The following is a 17,760-nucleotide window of genomic DNA, read 5'->3' as shown; positions in this document are numbered from 1 at the left end:
TGGCCTCAGCGTCGGTCCGCGACAGTGAAGTCACCTAAAACCACTGGACTGTGGACGAGGCCCGACGACTCGGAGGAAACCACATGAAGCGCAACATCGTGATCGCCGCCGTCACCGCCGCCGCACTGATCGGAGGCGGTACGGCGACGGCTCTGGCGACGACGGGGGACGACGACGGGGACGCGACGCCCCGCACGGACGTGAGCAGGTCGGACGGGAGCGTGTCGGACGACGGCGGCGTACGGGACGAGGCCGACGACCGTGACGACGACGACGCCCGTGCCGCCTCCGCGAAGGTGACGGCGGCCGACGCGATCGGCGCCGCGCTGGCGGACACGCCGGGCATCGCCGTCTCCGCCGAACTGGACGACGAGGACGACGACGCGGACGACGACGGCGACGACCGCCGGGAGCGCGCGGCCTGGGAGGTCGACGTCCTCGCCGGCGACGGCACCTGGCACAGCGTCCGGGTCGACCCGGCCGGCGGCAAGGTCCTCGGCTCGGAGCGGGACGACGACGAGGACGACACCGCCGAGGTCCGCGCGGCTCTGAAGGGCACCTCCGTCGACGCCGCCGGGGCCGCGAAGGCGGTGGCCGGACACGGGACCGTCACCTCCGTCGAACTGGACGAGGACGGCCACTACGGCGACGGCAGGCCCGCTTGGGAGGTCGAGACGCAGGCCTCCGGCAAGGGCGAGCGGGACTGGCGGGTCGACCCGAGGACCGGCAAGGTCACGGCCGACCGCTCGCACGACTCGGGTGCTTCTCGGGACTCGGACGACTCCGACGACGGCTGATCGGCCCCGCCCGCCGGGCGGAACGACCGCGGCGGCGCCCCGGCACCAGTGCCGCCGCCGCGGCGACCGCGCCGGACACCGCGAAGCACACCGGCAGGGGCAGCCGTTCCACCAGCAGCCCCACGGCGGCGGCCCCGGCGGAACCTCCGGCGTTCACCGCGGTGTTGCACCAGGTGCCCGCCCTGACCCGGAAACCGGGCGCCGCGCTCTCGTCGGCGGCCAGGTAGGCCGTGGTCAGGGCCGGGGCCACGAACAGGCCCGCGCACATCACGGCCGCCAGCAGCGTGCCGAGGCCGGGCGCGAGGCCCGCGGCGGCGAGGCAGACGCCGAGTCCGGCCGCGAGGTACGGGAGCCGAGCGCGGGTGGGCGAGCTCCAGGCGACGGCGCCGTTGACGAGACCGCCGACCGCGCTGCCCACCGACAGCGCCGCGAGCACCCAGGCGGCGGCGCCGTCCCCGAGGCCGCGCTCCCCCGCGTAGGCGACGACGAGGAGATCGACGGCGCTCACCGAGACGCCGACGCCGGCCGCGACGAGGACGGGCTGCAGCAGCGCCCGGGCCTGCCCGTCGGCACGGCCCTCAGGAGCGGGGCCGTCGTTCTTCTCCCGCCCCGCCGGACGCAGCGCGGCGGCCGCCGGCGAGGTGACGAAGGCGAGGGTGCCGACCGCCACCAGCACCGCGCTGAGTACGACGCCGACGTTCGGCGCGGCCACGGCGACGATGCCGCCGACCAGGAGCGGGCCGGAGACGAAGAGCAGTTCCTCGGCGACGCCGTCCAGGCTGTAGGCGCGCTGCAGCAGGGCCCGGTCGGGCAGCAGCTCCGCCCACACCGCGCGCATCGTGGGGCCGAGCGGGGGCGCGCAGGCGCCCGCGAACGCGGCTATCACCGCGAGGACGGCCTCGGACGTGCCGGGACGGCGGCAGGCCGCCGCCAGCGCGCAGAGCAGGGCGGCGTACAGCAGGGCCATGGGCAGCAGGGCCCGGCGCGGACCGTGCCGGTCGACGAGGGAGGCGCGGTAGGGCGACAGGAAGACGCCCGTGGCGCCGAAGAGCGCCATGACCAGCCCGGCCACGGCGTACGACCCGGTGGACCGGGTCAGGGAGAGCATCAGGGCGAGGGAGACCGTGCCGTACGACAGCCGCCCGACGAGGGCGGCCGCGAACGTACGGCGGGCATGGGGGACACGGAGCACGGCGGCATACGAGGGCCGCGAAAGAGGCGTGGACACGCGAAGGTTTCCTCAGCAGGAAGGCAACTAGGGGACGCCGATGCGCGCGACGGCCGGATACGGCGGTCGCGCGCGGGGCGGGTCCTAGGCCAAGAGGAGGAACACGCGCGTCAATCTACAGCGCGGCCCGGTCGAGGGCACGGTACTTTTTTCAGCCCGTCCGGCGTGTGAGGACGAGGCCGTTCAGGCCGAAAGCGGGGGTCTGGGGACGCAGCCCCCAGGGACGGGAATGGGAAGGGGCGGCGGGGGCGAAGAAACCCCGTGCCGGAAGACCGCCCCGCACCGCTCGGCCCCCGCGTCAGCCCTCCGTCAGCCCCGCCACCAACTCGTCCGCCGCCCGGTAGGGATCCAGCTCCCCCGCGACGATCCGCTCCGCCAGCGCGCCCAGCCGCCGGTCCCCGTGCAGGTCGCCGATGCGTTCCCGCAGCGTGGTGACGGCGATCGTCTCGACCTCGCGGGCCGCCCGGGCCCGACGCCGTCCGGCCAGCACGTCCCGCTCCTCCATCCACGCCCGGTGCTTCTCCAGCGCCTCGACGACCTCGTCGACGCCCTCGCCGCGCGCGGCGACCGTCTTGACGATGGGCGGGCGCCAGTCACCGGCGGCGCGGGCCTCGCCGAGGCCCAGCATGTGGTTCAGCTCGCGGGCGGTGGCGTCGGCGCCGTCCCGGTCGGCCTTGTTGACGACGTAGACGTCGCCGATCTCCAGGATTCCGGCCTTGGCGGCCTGGATGCCGTCGCCCATGCCGGGGGCGAGGAGGACGACGGAGGTGTCGGCCTGGGAGGCGATCTCGACCTCCGACTGGCCCACGCCCACCGTCTCGACGAGCACCACGTCGCAGCCGGCCGCGTCCAGGACGCGGATCGCCTGCGGCGCGGCCCAGGCGAGGCCGCCGAGGTGGCCGCGGGTCGCCATCGAGCGGATGTAGACGCCCGGGTCGGAGGCGTGCTCCGACATCCGCACCCGGTCGCCGAGCAGCGCGCCGCCGGAGAAGGGCGAGGACGGGTCGACGGCGAGGACGCCGACCCGCTTGCCCTGCTTGCGGTAGGCCGTCACCAGCGCCGAGGTGGACGTCGACTTGCCGACGCCCGGCGAACCGGTCAGACCGACGACGTACGCGTTGCCGGTGAGCGGCGCGAGGGCCTCCATGACCTCCCTGAGCTGCGGGGACGCCCCCTCCACCAGGGAGATCAGCCGGGCCACGGCCCGCGGCCTGCCTTCTCGGGCCTGGGCCACCAGTGAGGAGACGTCCTGCATCACAGCTCCGTTCAGCTCCGTTCAGCTCTGTTCCGTGAGAAGTCGAGGCTCGGGGGTCAGGCCCCGGGCACCCGCACGATCAGCGCGTCGCCCTGGCCGCCGCCGCCGCACAGCGCCGCAGCGCCGACCCCGCCGCCGCGCCGCTTCAGCTCCAGCGCCAAGTGCAGCACCAGCCGGGCGCCGGACATGCCGATCGGGTGGCCCAGGGCGATGGCACCGCCGTTGACGTTCACCTTTTCGGTGGATACACCGAGGTCCTTCATTGACTGGACGGCGACGGCCGCGAACGCCTCGTTGATCTCGATCAGGTCGAGGTCGCCGACCTCCAGCCCCTCCTTCTTCAGGGCGTGCTGGATGGCGTTCGACGGCTGCGACTGCAAAGAGTTGTCCGGACCCGCGACGTTGCCGTGCGCGCCGATCTCCGCGATCCACTCCAGGCCCAGCTCCTCCGCCCTGGCCCGGCTCATGACCACCACGGCCGCCGCGCCGTCGGAGATCTGCGAGGAGGAGCCCGCGGTGATCGTGCCGTCCTTGGCGAAGGCCGGGCGCAGCTTGGCCAGCGACTCGACGGTGGTGTCGCCGCGGATGCCCTCGTCCTTGCCGAACAGCACCGGGTCGCCCTTGCGCTGCGGGATCTCGACCGGGGTGATCTCGGCGTCGAAGACACCGTTCTTCTGGGCGGCCGCGGCGCGCTGGTGGGACAGGGCGGCGATCTCGTCCTGGGCGGCGCGGTCGATGCCGAGCCTGGTGTTGTGCTTCTCCGTGGACTCGCCCATGGCGACGTTCTCGAAGGAGTCGGTCAGGCCGTCGTAGGCCATGGCGTCGATCATCTGGACCGCGCCGTACTTGTAGCCCTCGCGGGACTTGGGGAGCAGGTGCGGGGCGTTGGTCATGGACTCCTGGCCGCCGGCGACCACCACGTCGAATTCACCCGCGCGAATGAGCTGGTCGGCGAGTGCGATGGCGTCGAGGCCGGAGAGGCAGACCTTGTTGATCGTGAGCGCCGGGACGCTCATGGGGATGCCGGCCTTGACGGCGGCCTGGCGGGCGGGGATCTGCCCGGCGCCGGCCTGGAGCACCTGCCCCATGATCACGTACTGGACCTGGTCGCCGCCGATCCCCGCGCGGTCGAGGGCGGCCTTGATCGCGAAGCCACCGAGGTCGGCCCCGGAGAAGGACTTCAGGGAGCCGAGCAGCCGCCCCATCGGGGTGCGCGCACCCGCGACGATGACGGACGTCGTGCCGTTCGTGCCGGAGGTACCGGACGTTCCAGAAGCTGCAGAGGTCATGGGCTGCGATCCCCTTTTCCGGCCCGCACAGGCCGCGGAGTGAACGAGGGTTTACTTGAATGTACTGAGCGGTATGCCGCCCGTCACCCGGCGGTCGGTGTGATCGCGCGCACGTTGCGTAACCACCTCCGGAGCGCTGCACTGAATCCATGCTGACGCGAATCGACCACATCGGAATCGCCTGCCACGACCTCGACACGACCGTCGAGTTCTACCGTGCCACTTACGGCTTCGAGGTGTTCCACACCGAGGTCAACGAGGAGCAGGGTGTCCGGGAGGCCATGCTCAGGATCAACGAGACCTCGGACGGCGGCGCCTCGTACCTCCAGCTCCTGGAGCCGACCCGGGAGGACTCCGCGGTCGGCAAGTGGCTCGCGAAGAACGGCGAGGGCGTCCACCACATCGCCTTCGGCACGGCGGACGTGGACGCGGACGCCGCGGACATTCGGGAGAAGGGCGTACGCGTTCTGTACGACGAGCCGCGGCGCGGTTCGATGGGGTCGCGGATCACCTTCCTGCACCCCAAGGACTGCCATGGCGTACTGACAGAACTGGTCACATCGGCGGCCGTTGAGTCACCTGAGCACTGACCCTCGTACATAGGGGCCGGTAGGGTTGGGTGCGGTCGCCGCTCAGTCCAGGGTGACCCGGTCCTGTCGCCCTGGGCGCCGGGACCGCCGGGGTCGTGTTTCGGGGGGTCGGCGACGGGGCAGCAGCACATGCTCCGCCGTTGATCTGACACCATTCCCCGGGGGCACCGTCCGGCGTACGGACGGAGCTCGTTCGGGAAGATTTGCGACCAGGGGACGGATGGGACCGCGCAGTGCGGGGCTACGAGAGCCAGGAGCGAGAGCCGGCGGCTGACGTCGACCACCTCTCTCGGTTCGAGGCCGAGATGAAGCGGCTGAAGACCGAGCGGGAAAAGGCGATCCAGCACGCCGAGGACCTCGGCTACCAGGTCGAGGTGCTGCGCGCCAAGCTGCACGAGGCGCGGCGCACCATCATGTCCCGGCCCGCCTTCGACGGCGGCGACATCGGGTACCAGGCCGAGCAGTTGCTGCGCAACGCGCAGACGCAGGCCGACCAGCTGCGCGCCGACGCGGAGCGGGAGCTGAGCCAGGCCCGGGCGCAGACCCAGCGGATCCTCCAGGAGCACGCCGAGCAGGCCGCCCGGCTCCAGGCCGAGCTGCACCAGGAGGCGGTGACCCGCCGCCAGCAGCTGGACCAGGAGCTGGCCGAGCGCCGGCAGACCGTCGAGTCGCACGTCAACGAGAACGTGGCGTGGGCCGAGCAGCTGCGCGCCCGCACCGAGCAGCAGGCCCGCCGGCTGCTCGACGAGTCCCGCGCGGAGGCCGAGCAGGCCATGAGCGCGGCCCGCGCGGAGGCCGAGCGGCTGACCGCCGAGGCCCGGCAGCGGCTGCGCAGCGAGGCGGAGAGCGCCCGCACGGAGGCCGAGCAGATCCTGCGCCGGGCCCGCACCGACGCGGAGCGGCTGCTGAGCGCCGCCTCCACCCAGGCCCAGGAGGCCACCGACCACGCGGAGCAGCTGCGCAGCTCCACCGCCACCGAGTCGGAGTCCGCCCGCCGCGAGGCCCAGGAGCTGAGCCGGGCCGCCGAGCAGCGCATGTCCGAGGCCGAGGAGGCGCTGCGCAAGGCGCAGACCGAGGCCGAGAAGGTGGTCGCGGAGGCCGAGGAGGCCGCGGCCAAGGCGCTGTCGAGCGCCGAGGCGACCAACGAGCAGCGCACCCGCACCGCCAAGGAGCAGGTCGCCCGGCTGGTCGGCGAGGCCACCAAGGACGCCGAGACCGCCAGGTCCGAGGCCGAGCAGGTGGTCGAGGACGCCCGCGCCGAGGCCGAGCGGATCCTCGCCGAAGCCGCCGAGAAGGCCCGTACGGTCACGGCCGAGGAGTCGGCCACTCAGCTCGCCAAGGCGGCCAGGACCGCCGAGGAGGTACTGAACAAGGCGTCGGAGGACGCCAAGCGCACCACGAAGGCCGCCACCGAGGAGGCCGAGCGGATCCGCTCCGAGGCCGAGGCCGAGGCGGACCGGCTGCGCGGCGAGGCGCACGACATCGCCGAGCAGCTCAAGGGCGCGGCGAAGGACGACACCAAGGAGTACCGCGCCAAGACGGTCGAGCTGCAGGAGGAGGCGCGCCGGCTGCGCGGCGAGGCCGAGCAGCTGCGGGCCGACGCGGTCGAAGAGGGCGAGAAGATCCGCGCCGAGGCCCGCAAGGAGGCCGTGGCGCAGATCGAGGAGGCGGCGAAGTCCGCCGAGGAACTGCTCGCCAAGGCCAAGGCGGACGCGGACGAGCTGCGGCAGACCGCGACGGCGGACGGCGAGAAGGTCCGCGCCGAGGCCATCGAGCGGGCGACGACCCTGCGCCGGCAGGCCGAGGAGACCCTGGAGCGCACCCGCGCGGAGGCCGAGCGGCACCGCACGGAGGCCGCCGAGCGCGTCGAGGAGCTCCAGGCGGAGGCGGAGCGGGCCGCCCGTGAGCTGCGTGAGGAGACCGAGCGCGCCGTCGAGGCCCGGCAGGCGGAGGCCGCCGAGGAGCTGACGCGGCTGCACACCGAGGCCGAGGAGCGCCGCACCGCCGCCGAGGAGGCGCTGTCCGAGGCCCGCGAGGAGGGCGAGCGGATCCGCCGCGAGGCCGCCGAGGAGAGCGAGCGGCTGCGCACCGAGGCCGCGGAGCGGGTCCGTACGCTCCAGCAGCAGGCCGAGACGGAGGCCGAGCGGCTGCGCACCGAGGCCGCCGCGGACGCGTCCGCCTCCCGCGCGGAGGGCGAGGCCGTCGCCGTACGGCTGCGCACGGAGGCGGCCGGCGAGGCGGAGCGGCTGAAGTCGGAGGCGCAGGAGAGCGCCGACCGGGTGCGGGCGGAGGCGCAGGCCGCCGCCGAGCGCATCGCCGCCGAGGCGTCGGAGACGCTGGCCGCCGCCCAGGAGGAGGCCGCCCGGCGCCGCCGTGAGGCGGAGGAACTGCTCGGTGCGGCGCGGCAGGAGGCCGACCAGGAGCGCACACAGGCCCGCGAGCAGAGCGAGGAGCTGCTGGCCTCGGCGCGCAACCGGGTGGAGGAGGCGCAGGCCGAGGCGGTACGGCTGGTCGACGAGGCCGACCGGCGCGCGACCGAGATGGTGTCGGCCGCCGAGCAGCACGCGCAGCAGGTCCGCGAGTCGGTCGCCGGGCTGCACGAGCAGGCCCAGGAGGAGATCACCGGGCTGCGCAGCGCCGCCGAGCACGCGGCGGAGCGCACCCGGACCGAGGCGCAGGAGGAGGCGGACCGGGTCCGGGCGGACGCCTACGCGGAGCGCGAGCGGGCCAGCGAGGACGCCGGACGCCTCAGGCGCGAGGCGCAGGAGGAGACCGAGGCCGCCAAGACGCTGGCCGAGCGGACGGTCTCCGAGGCCATCGCGGAGGCCGACCGGATCCGCGCGGACGTCTCCGAGCACGCCCAGCGGGTGCGCACCGAGGCCTCCGACGCGATCGCCGAGGCCGAGCAGTCCGCCTCGCGCACCCGGGCGGACGCCCGTGAGGACGCCAACCGCATCCGGTCCGACGCGGCGACGCAGGCGGACACCCTGATCACCGAGGCGCGTTCCGAGGCGGAGCGGCTCACCAACGAGACGGTCGCCGAGACCGACCGGCTGCGCACGGAGACCCTCGCGGAGGCGGAGCGCGTCACCACCGAGGCGGCGAGCGAGGCCGAGCGCGTACGGACCGAGGCGGCCACCGAGGCCGAGCGGCTGCGCACCGAGTCGACCACCGAGGCCGAGCGGCTGCGCTCCGAGGCGAGCGCCCGGGCCGAGCAGCTGGTCTCGGACGCCACCGGGGAGGCGGAGCGGCTGCGCGCCGAGGCCGCCGACACGGTGGGCTCCGCCCAGCAGCACGCGGAGCGGATCCGCGCCGAGGCGGAGCGGGTGCGGACCGAGGCGGCGGCGGAGGCCGAGCGGGTCACCACGGCCGCCCGCGAGGAGGCCGAGCAGACCCTCGACGAGGCCCGCAAGGACGCCAACAAGCGGCGCTCGGAGGCGGCCGAGCAGGTCGACACGCTCATCACGGAGACGACCGCCGAGGCCGACAAACTGCTCACCGAGGCGCAGCAGCAGGCCCAGAAGACCACCGCGGACGCCGAGTCGCAGGCCGACACGATGGTCGGCGCGGCCCGCGCGGAGGCCGACCGGATCGTCCAGGAGGCGACGGTCGAGGGCAACACCCGCGTGGAGAAGGCCCGTACGGACGCGGACGAGCTGCTGGTCGGCGCCCGCCGGGACGCGACCGCCATAAGAGAGCGCGCGGAGGAGCTGCGCGAGCGGCTCACCTCCGAGATCGAGGAGCTGCACGAGCGGGCCCGCCGCGAGGCCGCCGAGACGATGAAGTCGGCGGGCGACCGGTGCGACGCGCTCATCAAGGCGGCCGAGGAGCAGCTGGCCAAGGCGGAGGCGAAGGCCAAGGAGCTGGTGTCGGAGGCCAACTCCGAGGCCGGCAAGGTGCGCATCGCCGCCGTCAAGAAGGCCGAGGGGCTGCTCAAGGAGGCCGAGCAGAAGAAGGCCACCCTGGTCCGCGAGGCCGAGGAGCTGAAGGCGGAGGCCGTCCGTGAGGCCCGGGCCACGGTCGACGAGGGCAAGCGCGAGCTGGAGGTGCTGGTCCGGCGCCGCGAGGACATCAACGCGGAGATCTCCCGGGTGCAGGACGTGCTGGAGGCACTGGAGTCGTTCGAGGCGCCCGGGGGCGCGAAGGACAACGGAGTGAAGGCCGGAGCGACGGTGGGCGCCCCACGTTCGGGTGGCAAGTCGTCAGACGGCTAGCATTCGGGGGCATTTGGGTGTCTGCTGGAGATCTTTGGCCGAGTCCCGACGGGACCGTTGCCCAGAGCTTTGGCAAGCCATCCGAGGGTCAGCCACTCAAAAGAGGTGTCATTCTCCGTATCAAACGTGCATCCGCTCGATGACACACCGCATTGGCGCCTAGGATTCCCTCTATCACCTCACCCGGTCTCTTTCGACAGGAACCCCATGAGCGACACTTCCCCCTACGGCTTCGAGCTTGTGCGGCGTGGGTACGACCGCGCTCAGGTGGACGAACGCATCTCCAAGCTCGTCTCCGACCGTGACAGCGCTCTCACCCGCATCACCGCTCTGGAAAAGCGCATCGAGGAGCTCCACCTCGAGACTCAGAACGCCCAGGCCCAGGTCAACGACGCCGAGCCGTCGTACGCCGGTCTCGGTGCCCGGGTCGAGAAGATCCTGCGGCTCGCCGAGGAAGAGGCGAAGGACCTGCGCGAGGAGGCTCGGCGCGCGGCCGAGCAGCACCGCGAGCTGGCCGAGTCGGCCGCCCAGCAGGTGCGCAACGACGCGGAGTCGTACGCTGCCGAGCGCAAGGCCAAGGCCGAGGACGAGGGCGTCCGGATCGTCGAGAAGGCCAAGGGCGACGCCTCCCAGCTGCGTTCCGAGGCGCAGAAGGACGCGCAGTCCAAGCGCGACGAGGCGGACGCGCTCTTCGAGGAGACCCGTGCCAAGGCCGCGCAGGCCGCCGCCGACTTCGAGACCAACCTCGCCAAGCGCCGCGAGCAGTCCGAGCGGGACCTGGCCTCCCGTCAGGCCAAGGCCGAGAAGCGGCTCGCGGAGATCGAGCACCGCGCGGAGCAGCTGCGCCTGGAGGCGGAGAAGCTGCGCACGGACGCCGAGCGCCGGGCCCGCCAGACCGTGGAGACGGCGCAGCGCCAGTCCGAGGACATCGTGGCCGACGCCAACGCCAAGGCCGACCGGATCCGTTCGGAGTCCGAGCGCGAGCTGGCCGCCCTCACCAACCGCCGCGACTCCATCAACGCGCAGCTGACCAACGTGCGCGAGATGCTGGCGTCCCTCACGGGCGCCGCGGTGGCCGCCGCTCCGGCGGTCGAGGACGAGTCGGTCTCCCGCGGGGTGCCGGCCCAGCAGTCCCGCTGAGGCGGCCCGGCCCACGCGGGGCGCACGCCTGCCGCATGCGTACGAAGAAGGACGAGGCCTTCTGTCACTGGGGTGGCAGCGGGCCTCGTCCCGTTCTAGCGTGGGCGCCATGATCGAGCTCGAGGGGCTGACCAAGCGGTACGGCGAGAAGGTGGCGGTCGACAACCTCTCCTTCACCGTCAGACCCGGCATCATCACGGGCTTCCTCGGCCCCAACGGCGCGGGCAAGTCGACCACCATGCGGATGGTGCTGGGCCTGGACCGGCCCACCGCCGGGGACGTGCGGATCGACGGCAAGCACTACGAGGAGCTCGCGGACCCGCTGACGTACATCGGCGCGCTGCTTGAGGCCAAGGCGTGGCACGGCGGGCGCAGCGCCTACCACCACCTGCTGTGCCTGGCACAGAGCAACGGCATTCCGGCGACGCGGGTGCGCGAGGTCCTGGACACGGTCGGGCTGTCGGCGGTCGCCCGGAAGAAGACCAAGGGCTTCTCCCTCGGCATGGGGCAGCGGCTCGGCATCGCCGGCGCGCTCCTGGGCGACCCGCGGATCCTGATGTTCGACGAGCCGGTCAACGGGCTCGACCCCGAGGGCATCCACTGGATCCGCAACCTGATGAAGACCCTGGCCTCCCAGGGCCGTACGGTCTTCGTCTCCTCCCATCTGATGAGCGAGATGGCGCTGACCGCCGACCATCTGGTGGTCATCGGCCAGGGCCGGCTCCTCGCGGACACCTCGATGGCCGAGTTCATCGCGGAGAACTCCCGCAGCTACGTCCGGATCCGCACCCCGCAGCGCGAGCAGCTGCTCGACGCGCTGCACGACGCCGGGGTCCCGGTCGTCGAGGCGGGCGAGGGGATGCTGGAGGTGGACGGCGACAAGTCCGAGGCCGTCGGCGAGCTGGCGGCGCGGCAGCAGATCGTGCTGCACGAGCTGAGCCCGCAGCGCGCCTCGCTGGAGGAGGCGTTCATGCAGCTCACCGCGGAGTCCGTGGAGTACCACGCCCACGACGGGCAGCCGCCCGGCGCGGTGCCGCAGCAGCAACAGCCACCCGGGCAGCCGCCGCGGCAGCAGTGGGGCAGCGACTGGAAGAGGGGTTGAGCATGGCGGCGACACAGGTCCTCCGGTCCGAGTGGACCAAGATCAGGTCGGTCGCGTCCACGGTGTGGACGCTGGGCCTCGCCGTGGTCGTCACCATCGCCCTCGGCATGCTGATCTCGGCGCTGTCGAAGAACGAGTTCGGCGACATGAGCCGACGGGACCAGCTCTCCTTCGACCCGACCTTCATCAGCTTCGCGGGCACGAGCCTCGGCCAGCTGGCGATGATCGTGTTCGGGGTGCTGGTGGTGGGCAACGAGTACAGCACCGGCATGATCCGCACCTCACTGGCCGCCGTCCCGAAACGCGGCACCTTCCTGTTCAGCAAGATCGCGGTGGCGACCACCCTGGCCCTGGTCGTGGGCATGGTCACCAGCTTCGCCACGTTCTTCCTCGGTCAGGCGATGCTCGGCGACCTGAAGGCGTCGATCGGCGACCCGGGCGTGCTCCGCGCGGTGTTCGGCGGGGGCCTCTACATGACCCTCATCGCGATGTTCTCGATGGGCGTCGCCGCGATGCTGCGCTCCCCCATGCTGTCGCTGGGCATCCTGATGCCGTTCTTCTTCCTGATCTCCAACATCCTGGGCAACGTCCCCGCGACGCAGAAGGTCGGCCGGTTCCTGCCGGACCAGGCCGGCAGCAAGATCATGCAGGTGGTCACGCCGCTCGACGACGACGTGCCGTACGGGCCGTGGGGCGGCCTCGGGATCATGGCACTGTGGGTGATCGCGGCGCTCGTGGGCGGGTACGCGGTGCTGAAGCACCGGGACGCCTAGCAGAGGTTCCTCGGCGGGTCGGATTTTGCCCGGGCTTGAACGGAACCGACAGTGCGTGGATATCCTCCTAACCCTTACGGGGGCGTGTGCCCTGCTGTCCCTGAACCTTCCGATGGGTGCGGAGCATGATCGAGGCAGTCGGCCTGACCAAGCGCTACGGCGACAAGACCGCTGTGTACAACCTTTCCTTCCAGGTGCGGCCCGGTGCCGTCACCGGCTTCCTCGGGCCCAACGGCTCGGGCAAGTCGACGACGATGCGGATGATCCTGGGCCTGGACAACCCCACCTCGGGGCACGTGACGATCGGCGGCCACCCGTACCGCAGGCTGCCGAACGCCGCGCGGCACGTCGGCGCGCTGCTCGACGCCAAGGCGGTGCACGGCGGCCGGGCTGCCCGCAACCACCTGCTGAGCCTCGCCCAGCTGTCCGGCATCCCGGCCCGCCGGGTGGACGAGGTGCTCGGCGTGGTGGGCCTGCAGGACGTGGCCAAGCGGCGCTCCAAGGGCTTCTCCCTCGGCATGGGCCAGCGGCTCGGCATCGCCGCCGCGCTGCTCGGCGACCCCCAGGTGCTGCTCTTCGACGAGCCGGTCAACGGCCTCGACCCGGAGGGCATCCACTGGGTGCGCAACCTGATGAAGGCGCTCGCGGCGGAGGGACGCACCGTCTTCGTCTCCTCGCACCTGATGAGCGAGATGGCGCTGACCGCCGACCACCTGATCGTCATCGGACGCGGCCAGCTGCTCGCCGACATGAGCGTGACGGACTTCATCTCGGCCAACTCCGCGGACTTCGCGCGCGTGCGCACGCCGGACACCGAGCCCCAGCTGCGCGAGAAGCTCACCTCCGCGCTGACCGAGGCGGGCGGCCAGGTGCTGCCCGAGCAGGACGGCGCGCTGCGGGTGACCGGCCTCGCCCTCCCCCGGATCAGCGACATCGCGCACGACACCGACGTACGGCTGTGGGAGCTGTCGCCGCACCAGGCCTCGTTGGAGGAGGCGTACATGCGGATGACGCAGGGCGCCGTGGACTACCGGTCGACCGCCGACCAGAAGGCCGGGCTCCAGCAGCCCCTGCCGCCCGGCGCGCAGCCGCCGATGCCGGTGCCCGGACAGGGCCAGCCGGGGTGGTACGCCCCGCCGCCGCCCCAGCAGGGCGGTCAGCCCTTCGCCCCGCCACAGGGCGCCCCGGGCCGGGCCCCGGCGGGCCCGTACGGCGCCCCGCAGGCGCCCGGCGCGGTGCCGGACGGTCAGCCGGCCAACCCCTACACGGCGCAGCAGGCGCCGCAGGCCCAGCCGGCCCCGCAGCTGCCCCAGCCGCCCGCCGCGGCTCCCGCACCCCCCGCTGCCGCCCCGGCGCCCGCCTCCGCGCCCGTCACCGAACCGACCAAGCCCGAGGACGCCCGATGAGCACCCCCCAGCCCCCGACGCAGCAGGCCGCGCCCGACTGGCACCCGGCGCCCGGCTCGCCGTACCCGACCTACACCTCGCCGATCCCGGTGGTGCGCACGACCCTCCTGCACGCCCTGGCGTCCGAGTGGACGAAGATCAAGTCGGTGCGCTCGACGATGTGGACACTGGGCGTGTTCGTCCTGCTCGTCCTCGGCATCGGACTGCTGACCGGCGCGGTGGTGGCGAGTTCGGACTCCGACCTGGCCGGCGAGAGCGCGCTGAGCCTCGGCTTCTTCGGACTGCTGCTCGGCAGCATCTGCGTGATCACCCTCGGCGTGCTGACCACGGCGTCCGAGTACGGCACGGGCATGATCCGCACGACGATGACCGCGTGCCCCAGCCGCGGCCGGGTGCTGGCGGCCAAGGGCATCGTGTTCTTCCTGGTCGCCTTCGTGGTGACCCTGGTGTCCGCGACGCTGATCGGCCTCGTCCACGTGTCCATGCTGGAGGGCCACGGCGCCGGCGACCCCACCGGCGAGGAGTGGCTGAAGGGCACCGTCGGCGTCTCGCTCTACGTCGCGCTGCTCGGGCTGCTCTCGCTGGCCGTCGGTTCGATCATCCGGCACTCGGCGGGCGCCATCACCATCATGATCGGCGTCCTGCTCGCGCCGCTGGTGATCGCGCTGTTCATGTTCTCGGAGTCGCTCAAGGACGTGCAGCAGGCCCTGTTCGAGTACTCGATCCCGAACCAGATGAGCATCTTCTACGCCAACTCGCTCTCCGACTCCGGGCCCTCGGGCTGGGACCCGGTGTGGATCGTGCTCGGCGTGACGGTGGTCGTGTTCGCCGCCGCCTTCGCCCTGCTGGAGAAGCGGGACGTGTAGGGCGGCCGGACCGGCCTTCAGAACCTCGGCGCGTTACGGGACCGCTGCACCCGCGTGGTGCGGCGGTCCTTCGCGTTCCAGCACGCCTTGTGCCAGTGCCGGCGGTCGTCGACGCCCGCGTGGGCGGGCCAGGCCACCACGTGCGGGACTCCGCCCGGAATGAGCTGGTCGCACCCCGGGCAGCGGTACGACTTCCCCTGCGCGCTCGCGCCCGCCACGTGCCGTACGCTCCACTCCTCGCCCTGCCAGCCCTCCGAGGACTGCCAGCCGCCGTAGCGGCCGGAGCCGTCCTCCTCGGCGCTCCGGCCGGAGGAACCGGCTCCCTTGGGTCGGTTGCGACGCGGGGACACAGGACACCTCACGGAGCTATACAGGAAGCAGGGCGGCATCCAGCCTACGCGGCCCGGACACGGGTACGCATACGCCGTCGAACACCGCAACTCCCCCCGCGCGGGGTTTCCGTCCGGGGCCGGGGCACCGTCCCACAACGGCCGATTCTGCAGACAATCCGCAAAGTCCTTCGTCCGGCCGTGTCCTCGGCACGTGTCAGGCGGTTATGCCCTGTGGGGGAGCTCCGCGTCGGGGCCGAGGAAGCAGGAAAAGGCAATGCGCGTAGGAAGTTTCGTGTTGGGAGCCCAGTTCCCGGGCCAGGGCCAGGGCGAGGCGCTGCACCGCGCCGTCCGCTCGGCCGAGGTCGCCGAGGAGGCCGGGCTCGACTCGGTCTGGCTGGCCGAACACCACTTCGTGCCGTACGGCACGTGTCCGTCGGCCGTGACCCTGGCCGCACTGCTGCTGGGCCGCACCCGGCGTCTGCGGGTGGGCACCGCGGTCAGTGTGCTGCCCACCGTCCATCCCGTGGCGCTCGGCGAGCAGGCGGCGCTGCTGCACGTCACGAGCGGCGGCCGCTTCTCGCTGGGGGTGGGCCGCGGCGGTCCGTGGGTGGACCTGGAGGTGTTCGGCGCGGGTCTGGAGGCGTACGAGAAGGGTTTTCCGGACTCGCTCGACCTGCTGCTGCGCTGGCTGCGCGAACCGGCCGTCGGCGCCTCGGGGGACCGCTACCGCTTCCGCGAAGTGCCGGTCGTGCCGCGGCCGTCGGAGTCCCTGTCCGAGGAACCGGGCCCGGAGGTCGTCGTCGCCTGCACGTCGCCGTCGAGCGTGCGCATGGCGGCCGAGCGGGGGCTGCCGATGCTCCTCGGCATGCACGTCGGCGACGAGGAGAAGGCGGAGATGGTCGCCCTGTGGCGGCGCCACGCCCGCGAGGCCGGGCGGACGGCCGCGGAGATCCATGGCGCCGCCCATGTGTCGGCCGGCGTCTGCCAGATCGCGGACCGGCGCGCGGACGCGGCGGAGACCCTGCTCAAGGCGATGCCGGGCTGGCTGCGGCAGGGGCTCGGCGCCCATGTCACGGTGGACGGCCGGGAGCGGCGGATGCGCGCCCCGCACGAGTACACCGAACTGCTCTGCGGGCTGCACCCGGTGGGCACGCCCCGGCTGTGCGCGGACCGGCTCGCGGCGACCGGCGAGCGGACCGGCGTCTCCCGGTTCGCCCTGCTCGTCGAGGGCTCTGGGGACCTCGCGGCGACCGAGGAGAACGTACGGCGGCTCGGGGCCGAGGTACTCCCCCAGCTCGGCTGAACCGGCGGGCGCGGGCGCGGAGCTTGCCGCTCCGGTACGACGACTGCACCTCCCACGTACGGAGCGGCAAGCGGGCGTTCTGGGTGCCTCAGCAGTCGCGCAGTTCGGGCGACTGGTTCAGCAACTGGCTGCGCACCGAGGTGAACTTGGTCAGCGTCTCGTCGACGGAGGAGTCCAACGGGAACACCGCCACCCGGTGGCAGTTCTGGAAGGCCAGCCGCACCCCGAAGTGCCGCTGCAGTGCACCGCGTATGGCGTCACTCGCGAGCGCACGCAGGAGCTGACCGCGCGCCTGCTCGTCCGGCGGGGGCGTCTGGTTGTCGGCGAAGGCTCCGCCGTCGACCTTCAGCTGTGCCACCAGGGAGCTGACCATCTCCCATGCGTAGGGCAGGGAGGTCCGGACGCAGTCGACGAAGTCTGCTTCGTCGACCTCGCCTCGCTCGGCCTGTTCGAGTAGGGCCGGTGAGACGTCGAGCGACATGGGTTCTCCTCTCGCACCCCCGACCAGCAGGGGTTGCCGGACAGTTAAGGGAGTGCGCGACTCCGAACACGCTGCGTACACAGTTCGCGACCTCCCGTTCAATACCGTAAGCAACCGATCGTGACGGCACCAGGAGAATGCCCAGATGGGCACCATCCGGTAGGCCCACAATCGGCCAGTGCGCACAACGGGGCCAATGGGAGAAGTGGGACAGCGCGCGGGTGCGCCGCGGGGCGCTCGGGCACGGGCGAATCGCGTCGGGCCGGGAGCGTCGAGTAGCGTTGCCGACCATGCGTCTCGTCATTGCCCGCTGTTCCGTCGACTACGCCGGACGGCTCACCGCCCACCTGCCCTCGGCCCCCCGGCTGATCCTGGTCAAGGCGGACGGCAGCGTCTCGATCCACGCCGACGACCGGGCCTACAAGCCCCTCAACTGGATGTCGCCTCCGTGCACCCTCAAGGAGGGCGCGGGCGACGAGGAGGGCGTCTGGACCGTCGTCAACAAGGCGGGCGAGAAGCTCATCATCACGATGGAGGAGATCCTGCACGACTCCTCGCACGAACTGGGCGTCGATCCCGGCCTGATCAAGGACGGCGTGGAAGCACACCTCCAGGAGCTGCTCGCCGACCGCATCGAGACCCTGGGCGAGGGTTACACCCTCGTCCGCCGCGAGTACATGACCGCCATCGGCCCCGTCGACATCCTGTGCCGGGACGCCCAGGGCGGGACCGTCGCGGTCGAGATCAAGCGGCGCGGCGAGATCGACGGCGTGGAACAGCTCACGCGCTACCTGGAGCTGCTGAACCGCGATCCGCATCTCGCGCCGGTGCGGGGCGTGTTCGCCGCCCAGGAGATCAAGCCGCAGGCCCGCGTGCTCGCCACCGACCGCGGCATCGGCTGCCAGGTGCTGGACTACGACGCCCTGCGGGGCATCGAGGACGACAAGCTGCGGCTGTTCTGAGGCGGCGTCACGTCCTACGACG

15 protein-coding genes are annotated in these 17,760 nt (G+C 72.6%); 10 read left to right on the top strand and 5 right to left on the bottom strand.

The window, feature by feature from the left end:
* Positions 1-83: 83 nt before the first annotated feature.
* A complete protein-coding gene (locus tag AB0P07_RS21710) occupies positions 84-797 on the top strand; it encodes a PepSY domain-containing protein (RefSeq protein ID WP_365552857.1) in 714 nt (237 codons plus the stop codon).
* Here AB0P07_RS21710 and AB0P07_RS21705 read toward each other — a convergent pair.
* The 3 genes from AB0P07_RS21705 to AB0P07_RS21695 all read right to left on the bottom strand — a co-directional run bounded on the left by AB0P07_RS21705 (position 733) and on the right by AB0P07_RS21695 (position 4,569).
* The gene (locus AB0P07_RS21705; RefSeq protein WP_365552855.1) at positions 733-2,025 is read right to left on the bottom strand and encodes an MFS transporter; all 1,293 of its coding nucleotides are present in this window, start codon (positions 2,023-2,025) and stop codon (positions 733-735) included. The two genes, AB0P07_RS21710 and AB0P07_RS21705, sit on opposite strands and share 65 nt — an antisense overlap.
* A gap of 298 nt (positions 2,026-2,323) precedes the next feature.
* The gene (meaB, locus tag AB0P07_RS21700) at positions 2,324-3,280 is read right to left on the bottom strand and encodes a methylmalonyl Co-A mutase-associated GTPase MeaB (RefSeq protein ID WP_365552853.1); all 957 of its coding nucleotides are present in this window, start codon (positions 3,278-3,280) and stop codon (positions 2,324-2,326) included.
* Between the two features lie 56 nt (positions 3,281-3,336).
* Positions 3,337-4,569 carry an acetyl-CoA C-acetyltransferase gene (locus AB0P07_RS21695; protein ID WP_365552851.1) on the bottom strand — a complete coding sequence of 411 codons (1,233 nt, stop codon included), beginning with the start codon at positions 4,567-4,569 and terminating at the stop codon, positions 3,337-3,339.
* A gap of 149 nt (positions 4,570-4,718) precedes the next feature.
* On the opposite strand from AB0P07_RS21695, the gene mce reads away from it, so the two are divergent.
* The 7 genes from mce (at position 4,719) to AB0P07_RS21660 (ending at position 14,660) form a co-directional block, all read left to right on the top strand.
* Positions 4,719-5,159, top strand: a complete 441-nt coding sequence (mce, locus tag AB0P07_RS21690; protein WP_365552850.1) for a methylmalonyl-CoA epimerase — start codon at positions 4,719-4,721, stop codon at positions 5,157-5,159.
* Positions 5,160-5,392: 233 nt separating this feature from the next.
* Complete coding sequence (gene scy / locus AB0P07_RS21685; protein ID WP_365552849.1) at positions 5,393-9,373, top strand: polarized growth protein Scy; 3,981 nt, start codon at positions 5,393-5,395, stop codon at positions 9,371-9,373.
* 207 nt (positions 9,374-9,580) lie between these two features.
* Positions 9,581-10,513, top strand: coding sequence for a hypothetical protein (locus AB0P07_RS21680; RefSeq protein ID WP_061442499.1), 933 nt, complete (start codon positions 9,581-9,583; stop codon positions 10,511-10,513).
* A 109-nt stretch (positions 10,514-10,622) separates the two neighbouring features.
* On the top strand, positions 10,623-11,615 hold the full coding sequence (locus AB0P07_RS21675; protein WP_365552847.1) for an ABC transporter ATP-binding protein: 993 nt from the start codon (positions 10,623-10,625) through the stop codon (positions 11,613-11,615).
* 2 nt (positions 11,616-11,617) lie between these two features.
* Entirely contained in the window at positions 11,618-12,388 is a 771-nt protein-coding gene (locus AB0P07_RS21670; RefSeq protein ID WP_365552845.1) for an ABC transporter permease, read from the top strand.
* Between the two features lie 125 nt (positions 12,389-12,513).
* Positions 12,514-13,794 carry an ABC transporter ATP-binding protein gene (locus tag AB0P07_RS21665; protein WP_365552843.1) on the top strand — a complete coding sequence of 427 codons (1,281 nt, stop codon included), beginning with the start codon at positions 12,514-12,516 and terminating at the stop codon, positions 13,792-13,794.
* The gene (locus tag AB0P07_RS21660) at positions 13,791-14,660 is read left to right on the top strand and encodes an ABC transporter permease subunit (protein ID WP_365552841.1); all 870 of its coding nucleotides are present in this window, start codon (positions 13,791-13,793) and stop codon (positions 14,658-14,660) included. The genes AB0P07_RS21665 and AB0P07_RS21660 overlap by 4 nt, the downstream gene beginning before the upstream one ends.
* Positions 14,661-14,677: 17 nt before the next feature.
* Here the strand turns inward: AB0P07_RS21660 and AB0P07_RS21655 are convergent, their stop codons facing one another.
* Positions 14,678-15,010: an ATP/GTP-binding protein gene (locus AB0P07_RS21655; RefSeq protein ID WP_365552839.1), complete on the bottom strand. Its 333-nt coding sequence runs from the start codon at positions 15,008-15,010 to the stop codon at positions 14,678-14,680.
* Positions 15,011-15,266: 256 nt separating this feature from the next.
* Between AB0P07_RS21655 and AB0P07_RS21650 the strand changes: the two genes are divergently transcribed.
* Positions 15,267-16,295 carry an LLM class flavin-dependent oxidoreductase gene (locus tag AB0P07_RS21650; RefSeq protein ID WP_365552837.1) on the top strand — a complete coding sequence of 343 codons (1,029 nt, stop codon included), beginning with the start codon at positions 15,267-15,269 and terminating at the stop codon, positions 16,293-16,295.
* Between the two features lie 88 nt (positions 16,296-16,383).
* Here AB0P07_RS21650 and AB0P07_RS21645 read toward each other — a convergent pair whose 3' ends face one another.
* A complete protein-coding gene (locus AB0P07_RS21645; RefSeq protein WP_003973607.1) occupies positions 16,384-16,776 on the bottom strand; it encodes an SCO5389 family protein in 393 nt (130 codons plus the stop codon).
* Positions 16,777-17,066: 290 nt separating this feature from the next.
* On the opposite strand from AB0P07_RS21645, the gene nucS reads away from it, so the two are divergent.
* Entirely contained in the window at positions 17,067-17,738 is a 672-nt protein-coding gene (nucS, locus tag AB0P07_RS21640; RefSeq protein ID WP_365552835.1) for an endonuclease NucS, read from the top strand.
* Positions 17,739-17,760 lie beyond the last annotated feature (22 nt).

Source organism: Streptomyces sp. NPDC085944, from assembly GCF_040686295.1.
Classification (GTDB): domain Bacteria; phylum Actinomycetota; class Actinomycetes; order Streptomycetales; family Streptomycetaceae; genus Streptomyces; species Streptomyces salinarius.
Note: the sequence above shows the minus strand (reverse complement) of the source record. Positions and strands in the feature narration are given on the sequence as shown.

Coding starts and splice junctions, on each gene's coding strand:
- mce (WP_365552850.1), top strand. CDS start 4,719: ATGCTGACGCGAATCGACCACATCGGAATCGCCTGCCACGACCTCGAC.
- AB0P07_RS21650 (WP_365552837.1), top strand. CDS start 15,267: ATGCGCGTAGGAAGTTTCGTGTTGGGAGCCCAGTTCCCGGGCCAGGGC.
- AB0P07_RS21660 (WP_365552841.1), top strand. CDS start 13,791: ATGAGCACCCCCCAGCCCCCGACGCAGCAGGCCGCGCCCGACTGGCAC.
- AB0P07_RS21645 (WP_003973607.1), bottom strand. CDS start 16,776: ATGTCGCTCGACGTCTCACCGGCCCTACTCGAACAGGCCGAGCGAGGC.
- AB0P07_RS21670 (WP_365552845.1), top strand. CDS start 11,618: ATGGCGGCGACACAGGTCCTCCGGTCCGAGTGGACCAAGATCAGGTCG.
- meaB (WP_365552853.1), bottom strand. CDS start 3,280: ATGCAGGACGTCTCCTCACTGGTGGCCCAGGCCCGAGAAGGCAGGCCG.
- nucS (WP_365552835.1), top strand. CDS start 17,067: ATGCGTCTCGTCATTGCCCGCTGTTCCGTCGACTACGCCGGACGGCTC.
- AB0P07_RS21695 (WP_365552851.1), bottom strand. CDS start 4,569: ATGACCTCTGCAGCTTCTGGAACGTCCGGTACCTCCGGCACGAACGGC.
- AB0P07_RS21675 (WP_365552847.1), top strand. CDS start 10,623: ATGATCGAGCTCGAGGGGCTGACCAAGCGGTACGGCGAGAAGGTGGCG.
- AB0P07_RS21710 (WP_365552857.1), top strand. CDS start 84: ATGAAGCGCAACATCGTGATCGCCGCCGTCACCGCCGCCGCACTGATC.
- AB0P07_RS21665 (WP_365552843.1), top strand. CDS start 12,514: ATGATCGAGGCAGTCGGCCTGACCAAGCGCTACGGCGACAAGACCGCT.
- AB0P07_RS21680 (WP_061442499.1), top strand. CDS start 9,581: ATGAGCGACACTTCCCCCTACGGCTTCGAGCTTGTGCGGCGTGGGTAC.